We start from the raw sequence: 18,260 nt of genomic DNA on the forward strand, positions 1-18,260 counted from the left end.
ATTTTTTCTAAATTATTCAAACTTATTTTTAAGTTTGTCTTTTTTTATACGTTTTGATTGATTTTTGTTTCACACTTCTCCTATTATGAGTGAATTAACACAGATCATCTGTGAACAGTTCAATGTATCAATCAAAGAAGAGCCTTATATTATTTCTGAATTAAGAGTTGTAAAAAGATTCCATAATCTAGGCTATATGTATGTTCACGAACTCGATGAATTTATTATAGAAAATAGAGATAACATCGTAAACTTTGCGCAGTCAAAGCTCCGTTTCCTAGAAAAGAATAAGTATTTTAACCCTTATGATATCTTTGTCTGGGTATCACTTATTATGTTGTTGAATCAGGGTGTGGATGATCCTGAAAATATCATCAGTAATGAAATGTTCAGCATTCCAAGCAAGAATGAAGTAGATAAAGGAATTAATTAAGATGTATCATATTTTGACACATTTATGATTGATTCATATATTATTATATTAACGCTTTTAAATTAAAAGAAAGAAGGTAAATAATATGGGCTTTTTAGAAGGTAAGACTGTCATTGTGACTGGTGGTGGACGTGCTGTACTTGAAGATGGAACTTGCGGTTCTATTGGTTATGGTATCGTAACAGCATTTGCGAAAGAAGGCGCAAATATTGTCATCACTGGACGTAACTTAAAGAAACTAGAAGATGCAAAAGAAGAAATTGAAAGACTTTATAATGTAGAAGTTCTTCCAGTACAGGCTGATGTGAATGCAGGTGCTGATAATGAAGCAGTAGTAAAAGCAGTTGTTGAAAAGGCAATTGAAAAGTTTGGTCATATAGATGTATTAGTCAATAATGCGCAGGCAAGTGCATCTGGCGTATCTCTTGCAGAACATACTACAGAACAGTTTGATTTAGCTATGTATTCAGGATTATATGCAGCATTCTATTATATGAAAGCATGCTATCCATACTTAAAAGAAACAAAAGGTTCAGTTATAAACTTCGCATCTGGTGCTGGATTATTCGGAAACAAAGGTCAGTGCTCTTATGCTGCTGCAAAAGAAGGTATCCGTGGTTTAACACGTGTTGCTGCAACTGAATGGGCTGCAGATGGTATCAACGTAAACGTTGTATGCCCACTTGCTTGGACTGCACAGCTTGAAAAGTTTGAAAAAGCTTATCCAGAAGCATTCAAGGCAAATGTTCATACACCACCTATGGGACATTTTGGTGACAATGAAAAAGAAATCGGACGTGTTGTTGTACAATTAACTTCTCCAGACTTCAAATATATGACTGGTGAAACAATCACTCTTGAAGGTGGATTAGGAATGAGACCATAAGGAAACGCAATGTGTTTCCTTTTTTCAAAGGAGCAAATACAATGATTTATTATTTTAGTGGAACAGGAAATAGTCACTATGTGGCAGAAGTACTTTCAAAGTCCTTACAGGATACAATGCAATCTATTGAATCAGCTCAAGGTATTAAACAGGATGAAATGATTGGTATAGTCACACCTGTTTATTTCTTTGGGTTACCTGATATTGTGAAGGATTTCTTAGAAAGATTGTCTGTCTCTTCCAAATCATATTTGTATCTTGTAGTCACTTATGGTGGTAAACCAGGTAATATTGGGAAAGAGGCCAACAAGATCATGCAGAAAAAGGGGACAGGTTTTTATGCTTTGTATGGTGTAAAAATGGTGGATACATATATTCCTATGTATGATGCATCTAAAAATGAAAAGATAGAATCTCAAATAGACTCTCAAATAGAAGAAATCATTACACAGATCAAGGAAAGAAGAATAGGTGACTACTTGAAAGGAACTGTCCCAGTTCTTATTAATAAGGCCTGTTCGTTTCAATATAAACAAGTAAGAAAAACATATAACCTCACTATCAATGAATCTTGTATTCATTGTGGCTTATGTGCGAAAGAATGTCCTGAACAGGCGATAGAAATCAAAGAGCATGTGACATTCAAGAAAGAACAGTGTATGATGTGTTTAAGATGTTTACATCATTGTCCTGTGAATGCAATTAAATTTAAAAATAAGGACAAAGGACAATACAGGGGGTTACTATGATCAAAGAAGATATTTTAATCAAGAATACAACAAGAGAACAGAGAGAACAAATTGTGAATGATGCATTAGGTATAGTAGATGGTTTATGTGATGGTTGTTCACAGGGAATCATTTCTATGTATGATGCGTATATTGATGGTTTAAAAGAATTAGATGAAATCAACAGAGAATTCAATGCTCACTATGAAGTAGATGATAAACGTGGTGGCAACAGAGGCGGCTGTTCAATGATGTAAGGAGTAAGAGTGATCTTACTTCTTTTTATATATTAAAAAAGAACTTCTTTCGAAGTTCTTATCTCCATACCTCTTCGGCAATTTCTTTGACTAATTTTAATTTAGCCCACTGCTGTTCTTCAGTTAACTTATTACCAATTGCACAAGAAGCGAATCCACATTGTGGACTTAAATAGAGTCTATCTAGTGGAATAAACTTAGCTGCTTCATGAATTCTCTTAATCACTGTTTCTTTATCTTCTAATTCAGGTGTCTTAGTTGTAATCAACCCTAATACAACCTTTTTATCTTCTGATACTTTTGCGAGAGGTGCAAATCCTCCAGATCTTTCATCATCATATTCTAGATATAAAGCATCCACATTTTCTTTCGCAAATACATAATCAGCCACAGAATTATAAGGACCTTTCGCAAAGAATGTAGAATGGTAATTACCACGGCAGATATGTGATGTAATCACCATATCTTCTGGTTTATTTTCTAATGCAAGGTTATTGACTGCAAGTAATTCAGCCTTTACTTCTTCTAAATCAATTCCTAAAGATTCATATCTCTGTTTTGCGGCATCTCCTACAATCGCACCCCAAGTACAGTCATCTAACTGTAGATTGCGACATCCTGCATCATAGAACTGTTTAATCACATCCTGATAAGCCACACCAATATCATGAATGAGTTCTTCATTTGTGGCATAAAACTTTCTTGTAGTTTCAAAGTTAGCAGGTACAATCATCTGCTGGAAAGTCTGTGCAGGGGCTGGAATAGTATACTTAGCTACTGTGTTTTCATCTTCAAACTGTTTTAAGAATTTAAAGTATTCTACAAAAGGATGTGCTTTTGCCTTGATCTTACCTACAAGATAAGTATCATCCAATACTGCAAGTTCACCATTAAATCTTACACCATTACCAGTATTTTTATGTTCAACACCCTCAAATCCCCACATGAAATCTAAATGCCAGAATGTTCTTCTGAATTCTCCATCAGTGATCACATGGTATCCTAATTCCTTCTGTTTCTTAACTACTTTTACAACTTCTTCATCTACAATATGATCATAATCTTCCTGAGATAACTGTCCGTTATCCAATGCTTCCTTAGCATCCTTCAAAGCCTGTGGTCTTAAAAAACTTCCTACAAAATCATATCTAAAAGGTACATTTCCCATTTCTTATTCCTCCTTGGTTTGTGATTGTATTATAACAACCATCTTTACCATTGAGAAATACATATAATATGCAGTTATATATAGTTTAAAACTATATTAATCTTCGTACTCCACTATCAGCTTATCTTTATTATTCTTAATAGTCTTATATAAGTCAGAAGGAATCTTCCATATTCCATTATAAGGTTCTTCTATATAAGTCTTTCCATTTCTTTCATAGATATAATATGTCTTTGTATCCATTTTCACCTTGATATAATCAACACCATTTGGGTTATCGTTTACTGACTCTTTTGAATAAGATGACTTTTCTTCTATATCCTTAATCAAAGAAGAGATTTTACTTTCATCACATTCATAGACAGTAGTCATTGCACCACCATGTACATGTCCAAATTCCACCTTAGATGTATCAGGCAGATCTAAGGTCTTTTTATTTGAATTAAAACAATACACACCAAATAATATCAATATAATAACTAATACACCCATCTTTTTCATGATATCCACCATGTATTGTTATGCCTCTGTAGACATCCTTTTTCTTCTGATATTTTATGTCCTTTCAAATCTCTTACAACAACCTTTTCATAATATTCATAGTTCTCTGATGCACAGTCATTGAAATCATCCCATCCATTTTCTATCCACTTAGATAGGTACATCTTATTGTCATCAATAGTGAGTACATTCTCCTGCGGATCCATCTTAAAATGGAACTTTCTCGGATAATAACAAACCAACTCTTCATCTTGACTTATAATATGCACATTTTCACCTATGATACATAAGTTATATGTGTTTATTTTCTTGATATTAAGCTCTGTAACAGTTTCTAATAATTCATCTGGTAAATACTTATAGAGAGTAATGATTCCTTTGTTGTAGTCTCCTTGTAAGAAATAGAAGTAGTTGTTTAGGAATACAGGCTTTCCATATAATACATTCTTCTGGCGTTTAAAAGGCTGAATAACCTTACCGTTCTCAAAATCATAGAAAGATATCATAGAACCCTTATGGTTCTTATGGAATTCATAGAATTCAACATAATCACTTATTGCATATCCAAAACGTGTTTGTCCTTCTATATTATCGATAGTTGTACCATTAACTTGATTAAATTGAATAATATTCATAGGGCACCTCCTACCTCAATTATAGCAAAAAGAACTCGTATTTGATTTAGTTATTATAGAGTTCTCATAATTTTGATGGATATAGGAAATCATTTGTTTCTCTTGGTTATAAGTAACAGAGATTTCTAATTAATGATCATATAATAAAAAAGAGGGAGAGTAATATAAACTCTCCCCCGCCTGTAGGCTTCGCAAGTTTCTACAGAACGATCACTAGAATTAATATATGTTGTTCTGAATATTTTGTCAATAATTCAAAACGGGTTTATTACTCTATGATTGATTTGCTCTTACTATGTCCATTGTTCAGCCAAAAGGAAATCACGAATATTTTGATGTTTAATACCATTTCGGCTCATATCAAATTCATCAAGAGAAACGACATACTTAGGGAAATTGTCTCGGATATTATCATATGCACCAAATTCACGTTTAATTCTATCTTCTGATGCTAAGAGATATGTTACCTGAACATACAACTTTTCACCATGTTTATCACATACAAAATCAATTTCTTTTTCTCCTGTTTTACCAACAGTCACTTTATAGCCTCGACGTAATAATTCAAGATAGACAATATTTTCTAGAATGAGATTTATATCTCGCATATTGCCTCCAAAAACAGCTTCACGGATACCATGATCTGCAATATAATACTTTTCATTTGTAGAAAGTATCTGTTTGCCTTGTAGATCAACTCGTTTCACTTGATAGAACAGATAAGCATCGCAACAATATTTGATATAGTTTAGGATTGTTTCTGGTGCAACAGTACGTTGTTCACTTTTGAGAAACTTCGCAAGAGAATTTGCAGAGAAGGTTGTACCTACATTCGCGATGACATATGCAATAATACGTTCTAGTAAATCTACATCACGTATTTTATTGCATTTCACAATATCTTTAAGCTGGACGGAGTTAAATAAGTCGTGAAGATATTGTTTAGAAGGTTCATCCGCATAACGAATATTCGCAAGATAGGGCATACCTCCAGTAATGAGATACTTTTGAAAACATTGTTGGATTGAAGCATCAGGGTTGATTGGACGATATAATTCTATGAATTCTCCAAAAGAAAATGGATAGATGACAAACTCTACATATCTTCCACCTAAATAAGTGGCAAGTTCACCTGACAATAGCTTTGCGTTTGATCCAGTGATATAGATATCACAATCCAATGATACACGAAAAGAATTAATGCACTTCTCCCAATCTTTCACTTCCTGAATCTCATCAAAAAAGAGATAGACCTTGCTATCGATATCCTTGGCACGATCGGTAATTTCATCATGAAGAGATTTGGCTGTCTGTAAATGTGAATAGCTTAAGTCTTCAAAATTGATGGAGATAAACTGTATTGGATTTACACCTGATTCTATAAGTTCTTGTTTAATTAGTTCTAACATGACAGATTTCCCACAACGACGAATTCCAGTCATCACTTTAATGAGATTCGACCCAATAAATGGTCGTATACGTTTCATATAGAGTTCACGTTTAATCATAAATCTCAGCCCCCTTTCCTTGTTACTACGCATATTATATTACATATATAACTTAAATTTCATATGCAAATCTCTATTTTGTCAGTTATAACTGACAAAATAGCCAAAAATGTAAGTTATAACTGATAAAGATGATGACCAAACGAGTCATCATCTTTTCTTACTTTTTATCAACAACCTGGAATTTACTTTAATAAATATTTTTCAAACGCTTTATGATTATCAAAGTGGACTTCTCTAAAAAACAGAACTAACCAAATAATATAGGTTGGTATAGCTATATATGGGGTTAAAAAGCAGGATAATAATGCTCCTGCCAACATTATAATAGCCCACATAAAGCACTGATTTCTTATATCACGAGAGATATGAGCTTTATCATACAATGCCTGTTCTTCTTTAGAAAATGAATTAAATCCTGAAACAAATTTTGCTGCTTTTTCCTTAAAAATCGCAAATAACACACCTATAATCAGAAATAGTAATACCAAAATTATACACGACCAAAATCCTATATTCATAATACATACCTCCGCTTCAAATTCTGATTTTCTGCTGTTTCTTTAGATAAATCAAGCATTACCGTTTTTTTCTATTCATTACTTTTCATCAACAACTTGGAAGATATAGAACTTTAAGTAATAGCTATTCTCATCACCATTCCACAAAATAGGATGATCTGCAGCCTGTGTTCTAAATTCTACCTGTCTTAATCTCTTATGTACAAGCTTTGCAGCCTGTCCAATAGTTTTAGTAAATGTATCATAGTCCATAAAATGAGAACATGAACATGTAGCCAGATATCCACCGTCTTTTACTAATTTCATACCTCTCATATTAATTTCACGATAGCCTTTAATCGCATTCTTAATAGATGCACGAGACTTTGTGAAAGCAGGGGGATCTAATATAACCATATCAAATAACTCTACCTGAGCCTCTAATTCTGGCAAGAAATCAAATACATCATGACACTCAAACTTAACAGTATTCTCTAAACCATTAAACTTAGAATTCTCATTTGCAAGATCTACCGCAAACTGAGATGCATCCACACCTAAAACACTTTGAGCTCCTGCAATACCAGCATTGAGTGCAAAAGTACCAATATAAGTAAAACAGTCTAGTACCTTTGCATCCTTACATAATTTCTGTATTGCAAGTCTATTATATTTCTGATCAAGGAAGAAACCAGTCTTCTGTCCTTCTGCGACATCTATATGATACTTAACACCATTCTCTACAATATCAATATGAGGATCAAAAGGTTCACCAATAAATCCTTTAACTCTTTCCATACCTTCCTTAGTACGTTCCTTGGCATCACTACGTTCATATACACCTCTAATAGTAATGCCATCCTGTAGTAGAATATCCTTCATAAGTTCTACAATCTCTTCCTTAAAGGCATCAATACCTAATGCAAGAGACTGTACAACTAATACATCTTCAAACTTATCAATTACTAAACCTGGCAAGAAATCAGCATCGCCAAACACAAGACGACAACTAGAAGTATCCACTGTTGTTTTACGATAATCCCAGGCATTCTGTAATCTCATACGTAAGAAATCAGAATCAATCTCCTGATTAATATTTCTAGTCATTAAACGAATTCTAATCTTAGAATTCTGGTTAATATAACCTCTTCCTAATGGATACTCATTATGGGCATATACATCCACAATATCCCCATTCTTGAAATGTCCATGTATCTCTTTTATTTCATTGTCATAAATCCATAAACCGCCTGCATTAATAGTACGGCCTTCACCCTTTTTTAATAGTACTTTTGTTTTCATATTCGAACCTCTCTTGGTAATTATTATACATTTGATCAGACAGTTGTGCTACAATATTAACAATTCAAGGAGGAAAAACTAATATGAGTTTTAAGGATTCTAAAGTAGTTATTGTTGGTTTAGGTAATGTAGGTGCTACAACTGCCTACTCAATTATTAACCAGGGACTTTGTGAAGAGATTGTATTAATTGATATTAATAAAGAAAAAGCATATGGTGAAGCATTAGATATGCAGCAGTCAGTTTACTTCATGAATAGAAATATTAAAGTAAAAGCAGGGGATTATTCTGATTGTAAGGATGCAGATGTAGTCATCATTACAGCATCAGCACCAATGCCTAAAGATTCGCATGACCGTTTACAGATGTTAGCACCAAGTATTAAGATTATTAAGTCTATTGTAAATTCTACAATGGCTTCAGGATTCAATGGTATCTTTATTATTGTATCTAACCCAGTAGATATTATGAGTTATATTACATGGAAGGAATCAGGTTTACCAAAGAACCAGGTAATTGGTAGTGGTACAACTCTTGATAGTGCAAGATTATCTTGTCGTTTAGCTGATATGTATCATTTAGATGCAAAGAGTGTATCAGCATATGTATGTGGTGAACATGGGGATTCAGAAATGGTGACATGGTCTAGCGCAACTATTGGTGGTAAGAGTGTAGAAGATGTATTAAAGGATAATGCAGAACGTACTAAGGATGCCACTAAGGAAACATTAAGACATGCTGTTATTGAAGATGGCTGGCAGATCTTTAACCGTAAAGGAAATACATGTTATGGTATTGCGGCAGCAACTACAGCTATCGTGAAATCTATTCTCTTCAATGAAAATAGAATTTATCCAGTATCTGTGCATTTAGATGGGCAGTATGGTATGAATGATATCTTCCTAAGTGTTCCTACTATTATTGATAAGACAGGAGCTAAGGAAATCGTAGAAATAAATATGAAAGAAGATGAGCAGAAAGCACTAGAGGAATCATATAAAGTTCTGAAAGATTTCTGTCAACAGTTAGACTAAGAGAGGGTAAACCTCTCTTTTTATGTTAGAATGGATTCATGGAGGGATTGGTATGATTAAGATTGCATTTTTTGATATTGATGGAACTTTAAGTAATATGGAAACACGCAGTGTTTCTGATATTACTATAGAAACATTACAAAGATTACAGGCTAATAACATAAAGGTATGTATTGCGACAGGAAGACATCCTTTAAGTGTGCCTACTTTTGAAGGAGTGACATTTGATGCCATACTTTCTTTTAATGGGTCTTATTGTTTTGATAAGGAAGGACATGTTTTGTATAGTCATCCTATCCCACATAAAGATGTATTAAGAATTATAGATAATGCATCTTCTATTAATAGATCTGTCTCTCTTGCAAGTAAAGATAATAGTAAAGCCAATGGCACAGATCAAGACTTAAATGATTATTATGCATTCTCTAAACAGAAAGTAAATGTATCAGAAGACTTTGATACACTTGTGAATGAAGATATCTATCAGATCATGTGTGGTTGATATGAGAATGAATATGATGCATTAATGAAGAATGTAGAAGGTGCACAAATTACAGCATGGTGGAATAGAGCAGTGGATATTATTCCAGCAGGTGGTGGAAAGGGTAATGGTATACATAAGGTATTAGAGTATTATCATTTCAGTCCTAGTGAAGCTATTGCGTTTGGTGATGGAACAAATGATATAGAGATGTTAGAAGCAGTAGGAACAGGAGTTGCAATGGGGAATGCAACAGATAATGTGAAGGCTATTGCGGATGATATATGTTTATCTGTAGCAGAAGATGGTGTGTATCACTACTGTTTAGATCATAATTTATTATAAAAGTCATAAATATAGTAATAAATCAAAAAAAGTTGTATACTATGGTATAGCATGAATTGTAAAGGAGAATGAACTATGCCATATTTAGCATTACGAACAAACAAGACATTGACTCTTTCTCAGGAAGTTGAATTAAAAACTACTGTAGGAAAGTTAATCACAGTATTTCCTGGTGAATCAGTAGATACATTCATGATTCATATTGAAGACAATCAGCTTATTTATTTTAAAGGCCAGGAAGCGAACTGTATGATGATCACATTGTACTTAAAAGGTCATTATGCAGATGAACAGAAACAACAGTTTGTCTCTGAACTTACTAAAGCTTTAGTAAAAATTACAAAGATTCCTGCTTCAAATCAGTATGTTACTATCTCTGAATTTGAAAAATGGGGTCACGGTGGTATCTACGAATAAGATTTTGCCTAGCAAAATCTTATTTTTTTGGCTTAAAACGGCTAAACATAATAAAACTACACAAAAAAATGCATTTTTTTCAAAAAAAGGGTTGCAAAAGGCGTATCTGCATGGTAATATAAACAAGCATTCTGAAGTGCTTGAATAGCTCAGCGGTAGAGCAATCGGCTGTTAACCGATCGGTCGGGGGTTCAAATCCCTCTTCAAGCGCCAGTGGCCGGTTGGAGAAACGGTTAACTCACATGCCTTTCACGCATGCATTCACGGGTTCGAATCCCGTACCGGTCACCATATATGGAGGTTTAGCTCAGTTGGGAGAGCATCTGCCTTACAAGCAGAGGGTCAGCGGTTCGAGCCCGTTAACCTCCACCATTTTTTTGCCGACTTAGCTCAACTGGTAGAGCAACTGACTTGTAATCAGTAGGTTGGGGGTTCAAGTCCTCTAGTCGGCACCATTAGTGACTCGCTAGCTCAGATGGCAGAGCATCTGACTTTTAATCAGAGGGTCAGGGGTTCAAATCCCCTGCGAGTCACCATCTTGATGCGGGTGTGGTGAAATTGGCAGACACGCTAGACTTAGGATCTAGTGCTTCGGCGTGCAGGTTCAAGTCCTGTCACCCGCACCATTCTGAATGCAGACACCGAGTAATCGGTGTTTTTTTTATGCCTAAAAATAAAAAATCTACCAAAATGGTAGATTACATTCCATTATAGAAGAGAATTTGATGAGGGGAAGCTCATTAGTATCTCATATATTTTGGGAAGCTATAACAGAATGATGTGTATATTATAATACTCTAGAATAGAGTAGTAAATATGTATATGGTCATGAAATCCCTTGTATTTCATAACTGAATGTTTTAACATATTATTATAATTGAAATGGGAGCTAATTTGCTGAGAGTAGACATAAGTCTTGACCATGAAACCTGATTTGGATAATGCCAACGTAGGAATTTTATGAGCACCCTCTTTCAGCGTGCTCTTTTTTATGGAGGAAAAGAATATGAACTACATTAAGAAATTAAGAGAAGTAAAACCATTAGTACACAACATCACTAACTATGTAACAGTGAATGATGTAGCCAATGCGATTCTTGCAATTGGTGGCAGTCCTATTATGTCAGATGAGATCACAGAAGTGGCACAGATGACTTCTATCAGTAATGCATTAAATATTAATATTGGGACTCTCAATCAGGTGAAAATTGCTTCTATGTTTGAAGCAGGTAAGGCATCTAATGCGTGTAAACATATTACTGTATTAGATCCAGTAGGTGCAGGTGCGACTGATTTACGTACTAATACATGTAAGGATCTACTCGCTCAGATTCATTTTGATGCCATCAAAGGGAATGTTTCAGAAATCAAGACTTTAATGGCTGGTACAGGTCATACTAAAGGTGTTGATGCATCTGCAGAAGATCAGAAGAACTCACAGGATCTTATTGACGATATCAAAGCATTCGCAAAAGAACTCAATACTATTATTATTGTGACTGGTCCTATAGATTATGTCACTGACGGTAATAAGTGCTATATGATCAATAATGGATGTAAAGAAATGAGTGCTATTACTGGTACTGGATGTATGTTATCAGGTATCTTAGGCTGTTTCTTAACAGTAGAAAATAGTGTAGATAGTGCTGCGGCAGCTGTTATGTCCATGGGTATTGCGGGTGAAATTGGTGCATCTAAATTAAAAGAAGGTGAAGGTAATGCAACACTTCGTACTTATTTAATTGATGCATTATTCAATATGACTGATGAAGAACTAGAAAAGAGTGGTAAATATGAAGTTCAATAATGACATGTTGAGACTCTATGCTGTGACAGATCGTCATTGGACAGGAGAACAGACTCTATATGAGCAGGTAAGAGATGTTTTAATGGGTGGTGCAACTTGTCTTCAGCTAAGAGAAAAAGACCTAGATGAAGCCTCTTTCTATGAAGAAGCAAAGAATATTAAAGAACTATGTCGTTTATTTGATGTACCATTTATTATTAATGATAATGTTATGCTTGCTAAGGAAATAGATGCAGATGGTGTTCATGTGGGTCAGGATGATATGGCATGCGTGAAGGCAAGAGAAATACTTGGACCAGATAAGATCATTGGTGTAAGTGCACATACTATAGAAGAAGCAAGAATTGCGAAAGAACAAGGTGCAGACTATTTAGGTATAGGGGCTATTTTCCCTACATCTTCTAAAGATGATGCGGAAGTATTAGGTATCAAGCGTTTAAAAGAAATGACGGATACAGTGGATCTTCCAATGGTAGCCATTGGTGGAATCAGTTATGATAACTGCTTATTACTTAAAGATACAGGTATTGATGGTATTGCGGTTATTAGTGCTTTATTTGGTCAGAAGAATATTAAACAGGCTACTATTGATTTAAAGAAGCGTGTGGATGCACTTTATGAAACAATGCATACATGTTTAACTATTGCCGGTAGTGACTCGAGTGGTGGTGCAGGAATACAAGCAGATTTAAAGACAATGCTTGCTAATAAAGTATTTGGTATGAGCGCTATTACAGCCCTCACAGCCCAGAATACAACGGGTGTGACAGATATTATGGATGTTACTCCAGAGTTCTTAGAAAGCCAGATTCGTGCTGTATTTGATGATATCTATCCAGAAGCTGTTAAGATTGGTATGGTGTCTTCTAAAGCACTTATTCATACTATTGTAGAAATGTTGAAACATTATGATGCGAAGCATATTGTGGTAGATCCAGTCATGGTTGCGACAAGTGGCGCAAAGCTTATTAGTGATGAAGCTATCTCTACATTAAAGGAAGAATTACTTTCTATTGCTGAAGTCATTACTCCTAATATTCCAGAAACAGAAGTACTCACTGATATGGAAGTTAAGACTGTAGAAGATATGGAAATAGCAGCTAAGAAGATTTATGACACATATCATTGTGCTGTATTAGTCAAAGGTGGACATCAATTAAATGATGCCAATGACTACCTATACAATGGTGAAAAGGGTACTTGGTTTAAAGGACATAGAATAGACAACAGTAATACACATGGTACAGGATGTACTTTATCAAGTGCGATTGCATCCAACTTGGCTAAAGGCTATACACTAGAAGAATCAGTTAGACATGCTAAAGCATATCTTTCTGGTGCAATAGGTGCTATGTTAGATTTAGGTCAGGGAAGTGGTCCTATGGATCATGGCCATAATATCTAAAAGTACACAATAATTCCATAACTGCCTGGTATAATCTCTGTTAAGAGGTTAAGGGCATGAAAGAATTCAAAGCGTGGTTTATACTCATATTATTTATTTTGCTTCTTCGAGTTATATATCTATTACTTGAAGGTGGGCATATCTTATGAATATCCTCTAGATATATCATCTGGAGGATTTTTTTATTTAACTCAAAAACTTGCATATTAACATTCGCAAAGTTAAAATGAAATAAATTAAGTTAAAAGGAACCTATACAATGATTGATAATATATTTGGCCTATCTATAAGATATGAACCTTGGGATAAGAAAAGCATATTACCTCTCTATATTGTGAGTAATTATCAATTCTATACAGCTTATATAGAAAATATACGTTGTATTGTGATTATACCGATAGAAGAACTGCCAACACTTCCATCATTCAAAAAACAAATACAAAAAATTCGAGTAATTGATGATGTTCCTGTCGTATTATATAGTAAGACAATATCATTTTATAGAAGAAAGAGTCTTCTTGAGAATCACATTCCTTTCATAACAGATAAACAAACTTTTCTTCCTTTTATTGGTACATTACTTGTAAATGAAAAGGAACCAAAAAAGATTAAAGACAAGTTTGTCTATTCAACACAGTTATTATTTCTTGCTTATATGTATAATCATGAGAAGAAGGTATATGTATCAGATCTGTCAAAGAGCCTTCCATTTTCCGCAATGACCCTGTCTAGGGCAGTTAAACAATTAGAAATGACAGATTTATTTTTAGTATATAAGGATGGTGTGAATAAGGTAATAGAATCGAAATATTCTCATAAAGAATTGTTTGAGCATATTCAACACTATCTCTTAACACCAGTACGTCAAGTAGGATATATGAATCAGTTTTTGGTTACAGATTATATGGTTCTTGCAGGAGAGACCGCATTATCAGAAATGAGTATGTTGAATCCAAGCCGTTTTAGAACATATGCAGTATATGAAAAGGACTTTGATAAGACGCAGCTTATTGATGAATTGATAGACCCAGAAGTACAGGTAAAAGTAGAAATATGGGCCTATGATCCTCAATTATTTACTCATACAAATATCGCAGATAGTCTTTCTATAGTATTGTCTTTGAAAGAAAATAAAGATGAAAGAATTGAAGAAGTCTTAGAAGACATACTAGAAAAGGAACTGACAGATTAATGGTCAATGGAATTGCTAAGTTTAAAGAATACTTTAAAGGGTTCGAGAATCAATATGTTATTATTGGTGGCACGGCCTGTGATGTTATAATGGAAAATGAAGAACTCCCATTTCGAGCAACTAAGGATATAGATATTGTATTAATTGTGGAGTCTATAACAGTTGAATTTGGCAGGAAATTTTGGGAGTATATTAAAGAAGCTAAGTATTCACATTTGAATAAAAGTACAGGTAAGGCACAGTTTTATAGATTTAGTTGTCCTAAGAGTAAACAATACCCATATATGATAGAGATATTTTCAAGAAATCCAGATTATATGATTTTAGATGATGATTCTATTATTACACCCTTACCAATTGATGAAGAGGTATCAAGTTTATCTGCTATTCTTTTGAATAAAGATTATTATGACTTATTAAAAGGTGGACAGTTAATTATTGATGGCGTACCAGTTCTCAGCCCTCTATGTTTAATTGCATTTAAAGCTAAAGCGTGGTTAGATTTGACAGAACGAAAGTTATGTGGTGAACATATTGATAGTAAGAATATTAAGAAACACAAGAATGATGTATTTCGATTGGCTCAATTGGTCTCGCCTAATACAAGAATGATACTTAGCGATGAAATCAAGAAAGATATGGAGACGTTTTTATCAGTGATGGTAGATGAAAATGTGGATTTAAAAGCTATTGGTGTACAAGCAACAAATAAGGATGAATTAATTTCTCTTTTACATCAGTGGTATGGTTTAAGAAAATAAGTGTAAAAAACCCCTATAGAAGAATCACACCTTCTATAGGGGTTTATATTATTTATTAAGTTTTTTCTGGTATTCTTTTAAGTCTTCTATGACGTTCTCTATTGTATCATATACCCAGCCAATCATTTCATCAGGAATATGCTGACTATAAAGTCCAGATAAATCCCTATGGAACTGGTTATGAACCTCTAATGCCTGATATCCTTTATCAGTAATACGTAGATATGTGACACGATGATCCGCAGAAGAACGTTCTCTTGTAAGAAAACCTTTATTCACAATAGTCTTTACATTAGTAGTTAATGTTCCTACAGTTACCTTCAATGTCTTTGCAACATTTGTCATAGTAGGAAACTGCTGCTTACTTACAGCCTCTATAATATGCATTTCATTCATTGATAACTCAGGAAAAGGACTATGTTTAATATAATCTTCCTGCACTTTAATGGCGAGTTTAAAAACTGTATTAATAGAATCCATTAAATTATTCTTTTTCGCGTCCATAATTCCACTCCTTGACTCTATTCTACAATTTTATCACATATTTGAGAAGACTAATTATATACGACCTAATGATAATTCATTCAAGAGAATCGTATGTTTTTTCTTGTTTTCATCCTCTATCACAAGATGACAATTCTCATCTAGATATAAGAATTTCACTAAACCATACTCTTTATAGGGAATTGTCTTACCTCTTAAATAAGAATGACGATTCATGCCATCTAATAAAGATGCAAAAGGCATATGAAGCATATTCTTAAATGTATCAATAATATTCAACATCAGCTTTTCTTTATCTATAGGATGATTTATCACATCAGATAGAGAATAGTAAGAACCCTTACTAATATTTAACCCTATCCCAATAATAATACCCTGTAAAGTACTCTCATAAATTGTCTCTACAAGAATACCTGCAATCTTTTGATTATTTATATATATATCATTTGGCCACTTAATGAATGCATTGATCTGTTTCATTCTTAGAACTGTCACAATCGCATAAGCCATAATGGCAGACACTTTTAAAGGATCCACGTTCTGTTTCATATAATAACTAAAGAGAAGCTGTTCATTTTTTTCTGCCTCCCAGATATGATTAGAACGTCCTCGACCATGAGTTTGATAATGTGCACGGACAATTGTATCATCATCTAATTCCTGATAATGATCATGAATATACGTATTAGTAGAATCAATTTCTTCAAATTCTATATATTTCATTAGTCACCAATCGCAAAAGTGAGTTCAGCCTGTACAACAGTTTTACCATTGACTGTTGCTTTTGCTTCACCAATACCGATCTTACCTCTCATTCTTGTGAGTGTGCATTCTAATTCCATCACATCTCCAGGAATGACCTGACCTTTAAACTTACATTTATTGATTCCTGCAAAGAAGACAATCTTACCCTGATGTTCTTTCTGACTTAATATCGCAATACATCCAGTCTGTGCTAAAGCTTCTACAATCAATACACCTGGCATTACATGATGCTCAGGGAAATGCCCCATAAACTGCATTTCATTCACACTGACACACTTAATGCCTTTCGCATATTCTCCTGGCTTATAATCAGTAATACGATCTACAAGCGCAAATGGATAACGATGAGGATTAATTTTCGCAATTTCATTACTATTTAGTTCCATTGTCATACTCCTTGAATATAATACTTGCATTATGTCCACCAAAACCTAATGAATTACTCATCACATAATGAAGATCTTTCTTAACACCAACGTTTGGTACTACATTTAAATCACATTCTTCATCCTTTGCCTGATAATTTAAAGTAGGAGGAATAAAGTCATGCTTTAAGGCTAATACTGATAGTACTGCTTCAATACCTCCTGCAGCCCCTAAACAATGTCCTGTATGACCTTTAGTAGAACTTACTGCAAGCTTGTATACATGTTCCTTAAATACTGATTTAATCGCTTCAGTTTCACATAAATCATTTAAATGAGTAGAAGTACCATGCGCATTAATATAATCAATCACATCATAACTGATACCTGCATCATCTAATGCATTCTGCATTGCATAGGCACCACCTTCACCATTAGGAAGTGGGGCAGTAATATGATGGGCATCACAACTTACACCATAACCAGTCATTTCACCATAAATATGTGCGCCTCTCTTTAAGGCATGTTCTAATTCTTCAAGAATAAGAATACCTGCTCCTTCACCCATGACAAATCCATTTCTTTCTTTATCAAAAGGAATAGAAGCACGTTTAGGATCAGTGGCATCACTTAAAGCCTTCATAGAAGTAAATCCACCAATACCTAAAGGAGTTACTGAAGCTTCACATCCACCAGCAATCATGACATCCTGATATCCATCACGAATATTTCTAAAAGCATCACCAATCGCATTTGTACCCCCTGCACAGGCAGTCACTGGGCAGGTACATAACCCTTGTGCATGATAAGCAATCGCAATATGACCCGCTGCTAAGTTAGAAATAGTCATAGGAATAAAGAAAGGAGATACTCTATCAAAACCTCTCTTTTCTGCTGTCTGATAGTTCTTTTCAATAGAACCTAAACCACCAATACCACTTGATACAATCACTCCAAAACGATGAGAATCAATGTTGTTGATATCAAGACCACTATCAGTCACCGCTTCTTTAGCTGCAATCATACCCATCTGAATAAAGCGGTCCATCTTTTTCGCTTCTTTCTTATCAATATACTTTGTAACATCAAAGTCTTTGACTTCACCAGCAAGAGTGACCTTCATATCTTTTGTATCAAATAAAGAAATAGGCGCAATACCGCACTTACCTTCTTCAATAGACTTCCATGTTTCTTCCACATTATGTCCAATAGGATTTATTGTTCCTATACCTGTAACTACTACTCTACGTTTTGTCATAAGCTCCT

Annotated in this window: 20 protein-coding genes, 6 tRNA genes, 1 pseudogene and 1 riboswitch; of the genes and pseudogenes, 17 read left to right on the forward strand and 10 right to left on the reverse strand. The window is 34.2% G+C overall.

Annotated elements, in window-relative coordinates:
• Nucleotides 1-85 precede the first annotated feature (85 nt).
• From ABUA27_RS05205 to ABUA27_RS05220, 4 genes are all read left to right on the forward strand, one after another.
• Nucleotides 86-433, forward strand: coding sequence for a hypothetical protein (locus tag ABUA27_RS05205; protein ID WP_349820360.1), 348 nt, complete (start codon nucleotides 86-88; stop codon nucleotides 431-433).
• A gap of 85 nt (nucleotides 434-518) precedes the next feature.
• Nucleotides 519-1,319: an SDR family NAD(P)-dependent oxidoreductase gene (locus ABUA27_RS05210; protein WP_129980753.1), complete on the forward strand. Its 801-nt coding sequence runs from the start codon at nucleotides 519-521 to the stop codon at nucleotides 1,317-1,319.
• 41 nt (nucleotides 1,320-1,360) lie between these two features.
• Entirely contained in the window at nucleotides 1,361-2,068 is a 708-nt protein-coding gene (locus ABUA27_RS05215) for an EFR1 family ferrodoxin (protein WP_349820361.1), read from the forward strand.
• Complete coding sequence (locus tag ABUA27_RS05220) at nucleotides 2,065-2,304, forward strand: hypothetical protein (protein ID WP_006505362.1); 240 nt, start codon at nucleotides 2,065-2,067, stop codon at nucleotides 2,302-2,304. Before ABUA27_RS05215 ends, ABUA27_RS05220 begins: the two co-directional genes overlap by 4 nt.
• A gap of 58 nt (nucleotides 2,305-2,362) precedes the next feature.
• On the opposite strand, the gene ABUA27_RS05225 is transcribed toward ABUA27_RS05220, so the two are convergent.
• The 6 genes from ABUA27_RS05225 to ABUA27_RS05250 all read right to left on the reverse strand — a co-directional run bounded on the left by ABUA27_RS05225 (nucleotide 2,363) and on the right by ABUA27_RS05250 (nucleotide 7,918).
• Nucleotides 2,363-3,472 (reverse strand): 5-methyltetrahydropteroyltriglutamate--homocysteine S-methyltransferase, encoded by a 1,110-nt coding sequence (locus tag ABUA27_RS05225; RefSeq protein WP_129980751.1) that lies wholly within the window; start codon nucleotides 3,470-3,472, stop codon nucleotides 2,363-2,365.
• A 96-nt stretch (nucleotides 3,473-3,568) separates the two neighbouring features.
• A complete protein-coding gene (locus ABUA27_RS05230) occupies nucleotides 3,569-3,973 on the reverse strand; it encodes a DUF5301 domain-containing protein (protein ID WP_349820362.1) in 405 nt (134 codons plus the stop codon).
• On the reverse strand, nucleotides 3,970-4,608 hold the full coding sequence (locus ABUA27_RS05235) for a hypothetical protein (RefSeq protein ID WP_129980749.1): 639 nt from the start codon (nucleotides 4,606-4,608) through the stop codon (nucleotides 3,970-3,972). The genes ABUA27_RS05230 and ABUA27_RS05235 overlap by 4 nt, the downstream gene beginning before the upstream one ends.
• Before the next feature lie 293 nt (nucleotides 4,609-4,901).
• The gene (locus ABUA27_RS05240; protein WP_287968378.1) at nucleotides 4,902-6,116 is read right to left on the reverse strand and encodes an ATP-binding protein; all 1,215 of its coding nucleotides are present in this window, start codon (nucleotides 6,114-6,116) and stop codon (nucleotides 4,902-4,904) included.
• A 185-nt stretch (nucleotides 6,117-6,301) separates the two neighbouring features.
• A complete protein-coding gene (locus ABUA27_RS05245; RefSeq protein WP_129980747.1) occupies nucleotides 6,302-6,637 on the reverse strand; it encodes a DUF3784 domain-containing protein in 336 nt (111 codons plus the stop codon).
• A 78-nt stretch (nucleotides 6,638-6,715) separates the two neighbouring features.
• Nucleotides 6,716-7,918: a class I SAM-dependent rRNA methyltransferase gene (locus ABUA27_RS05250; protein WP_349820363.1), complete on the reverse strand. Its 1,203-nt coding sequence runs from the start codon at nucleotides 7,916-7,918 to the stop codon at nucleotides 6,716-6,718.
• 83 nt (nucleotides 7,919-8,001) lie between these two features.
• On the opposite strand from ABUA27_RS05250, the gene ABUA27_RS05255 reads away from it, so the two are divergent.
• The 13 genes and pseudogenes from ABUA27_RS05255 to ABUA27_RS05315 all read left to right on the forward strand — a co-directional run bounded on the left by ABUA27_RS05255 (nucleotide 8,002) and on the right by ABUA27_RS05315 (nucleotide 15,360).
• Nucleotides 8,002-8,952: an L-lactate dehydrogenase gene (locus tag ABUA27_RS05255; protein WP_129980745.1), complete on the forward strand. Its 951-nt coding sequence runs from the start codon at nucleotides 8,002-8,004 to the stop codon at nucleotides 8,950-8,952.
• 52 nt (nucleotides 8,953-9,004) lie between these two features.
• Nucleotides 9,005-9,778, forward strand: a pseudogene (locus ABUA27_RS05260) (HAD family hydrolase).
• A gap of 75 nt (nucleotides 9,779-9,853) precedes the next feature.
• A complete protein-coding gene (locus ABUA27_RS05265; protein ID WP_129980744.1) occupies nucleotides 9,854-10,195 on the forward strand; it encodes a phenylpyruvate tautomerase MIF-related protein in 342 nt (113 codons plus the stop codon).
• Between the two features lie 138 nt (nucleotides 10,196-10,333).
• Nucleotides 10,334-10,408, forward strand: a tRNA-Asn gene (locus tag ABUA27_RS05270).
• A 2-nt stretch (nucleotides 10,409-10,410) separates the two neighbouring features.
• A tRNA-Glu gene (locus ABUA27_RS05275) sits at nucleotides 10,411-10,486 on the forward strand.
• 5 nt (nucleotides 10,487-10,491) lie between these two features.
• Nucleotides 10,492-10,567 (forward strand) — tRNA-Val (locus ABUA27_RS05280).
• Nucleotides 10,568-10,574: 7 nt separating this feature from the next.
• Nucleotides 10,575-10,650 (forward strand) — tRNA-Thr (locus tag ABUA27_RS05285).
• Nucleotides 10,651-10,655: 5 nt separating this feature from the next.
• Nucleotides 10,656-10,731: transfer RNA gene (locus tag ABUA27_RS05290), tRNA-Lys, on the forward strand.
• A 7-nt stretch (nucleotides 10,732-10,738) separates the two neighbouring features.
• Nucleotides 10,739-10,821, forward strand: a tRNA-Leu gene (locus ABUA27_RS05295).
• 246 nt (nucleotides 10,822-11,067) lie between these two features.
• Nucleotides 11,068-11,168: riboswitch (TPP riboswitch) on the forward strand.
• 33 nt (nucleotides 11,169-11,201) lie between these two features.
• A complete protein-coding gene (gene thiM / locus ABUA27_RS05300) occupies nucleotides 11,202-12,002 on the forward strand; it encodes a hydroxyethylthiazole kinase (RefSeq protein WP_238634322.1) in 801 nt (266 codons plus the stop codon).
• Nucleotides 11,989-13,407 (forward strand): bifunctional hydroxymethylpyrimidine kinase/phosphomethylpyrimidine kinase, encoded by a 1,419-nt coding sequence (thiD, locus tag ABUA27_RS05305; RefSeq protein WP_349820364.1) that lies wholly within the window; start codon nucleotides 11,989-11,991, stop codon nucleotides 13,405-13,407. The genes thiM and thiD overlap by 14 nt, the downstream gene beginning before the upstream one ends.
• A 259-nt stretch (nucleotides 13,408-13,666) precedes the next feature.
• Nucleotides 13,667-14,599, forward strand: a complete 933-nt coding sequence (locus ABUA27_RS05310; protein ID WP_349820365.1) for a MarR family transcriptional regulator — start codon at nucleotides 13,667-13,669, stop codon at nucleotides 14,597-14,599.
• A complete protein-coding gene (locus ABUA27_RS05315; RefSeq protein WP_349820366.1) occupies nucleotides 14,599-15,360 on the forward strand; it encodes a hypothetical protein in 762 nt (253 codons plus the stop codon). The genes ABUA27_RS05310 and ABUA27_RS05315 overlap by 1 nt, the downstream gene beginning before the upstream one ends.
• A gap of 48 nt (nucleotides 15,361-15,408) precedes the next feature.
• On the opposite strand, the gene ABUA27_RS05320 is transcribed toward ABUA27_RS05315, so the two are convergent.
• The 4 genes from ABUA27_RS05320 to fabF are packed head-to-tail and all read right to left on the reverse strand — an operon-like array spanning nucleotide 15,409 to nucleotide 18,252.
• On the reverse strand, nucleotides 15,409-15,864 hold the full coding sequence (locus ABUA27_RS05320; protein ID WP_129980520.1) for a MarR family winged helix-turn-helix transcriptional regulator: 456 nt from the start codon (nucleotides 15,862-15,864) through the stop codon (nucleotides 15,409-15,411).
• A 54-nt stretch (nucleotides 15,865-15,918) separates the two neighbouring features.
• Nucleotides 15,919-16,587, reverse strand: coding sequence for a biotin--[acetyl-CoA-carboxylase] ligase (locus ABUA27_RS05325; protein ID WP_349820367.1), 669 nt, complete (start codon nucleotides 16,585-16,587; stop codon nucleotides 15,919-15,921).
• Complete coding sequence (gene fabZ / locus ABUA27_RS05330) at nucleotides 16,587-17,015, reverse strand: 3-hydroxyacyl-ACP dehydratase FabZ (RefSeq protein ID WP_129980518.1); 429 nt, start codon at nucleotides 17,013-17,015, stop codon at nucleotides 16,587-16,589. The genes ABUA27_RS05325 and fabZ overlap by 1 nt, the downstream gene beginning before the upstream one ends.
• On the reverse strand, nucleotides 17,002-18,252 hold the full coding sequence (fabF, locus tag ABUA27_RS05335; protein WP_129980517.1) for a beta-ketoacyl-ACP synthase II: 1,251 nt from the start codon (nucleotides 18,250-18,252) through the stop codon (nucleotides 17,002-17,004). The genes fabZ and fabF overlap by 14 nt, the downstream gene beginning before the upstream one ends.
• Nucleotides 18,253-18,260 lie beyond the last annotated feature (8 nt).

The organism is Catenibacterium sp. RTP21428st1_D7_RTP21428_210409, from assembly GCF_040227455.1.
Classification (GTDB): Bacteria; Bacillota_I; Bacilli_A; order Erysipelotrichales; family Coprobacillaceae; genus Catenibacterium; species Catenibacterium mitsuoka_A.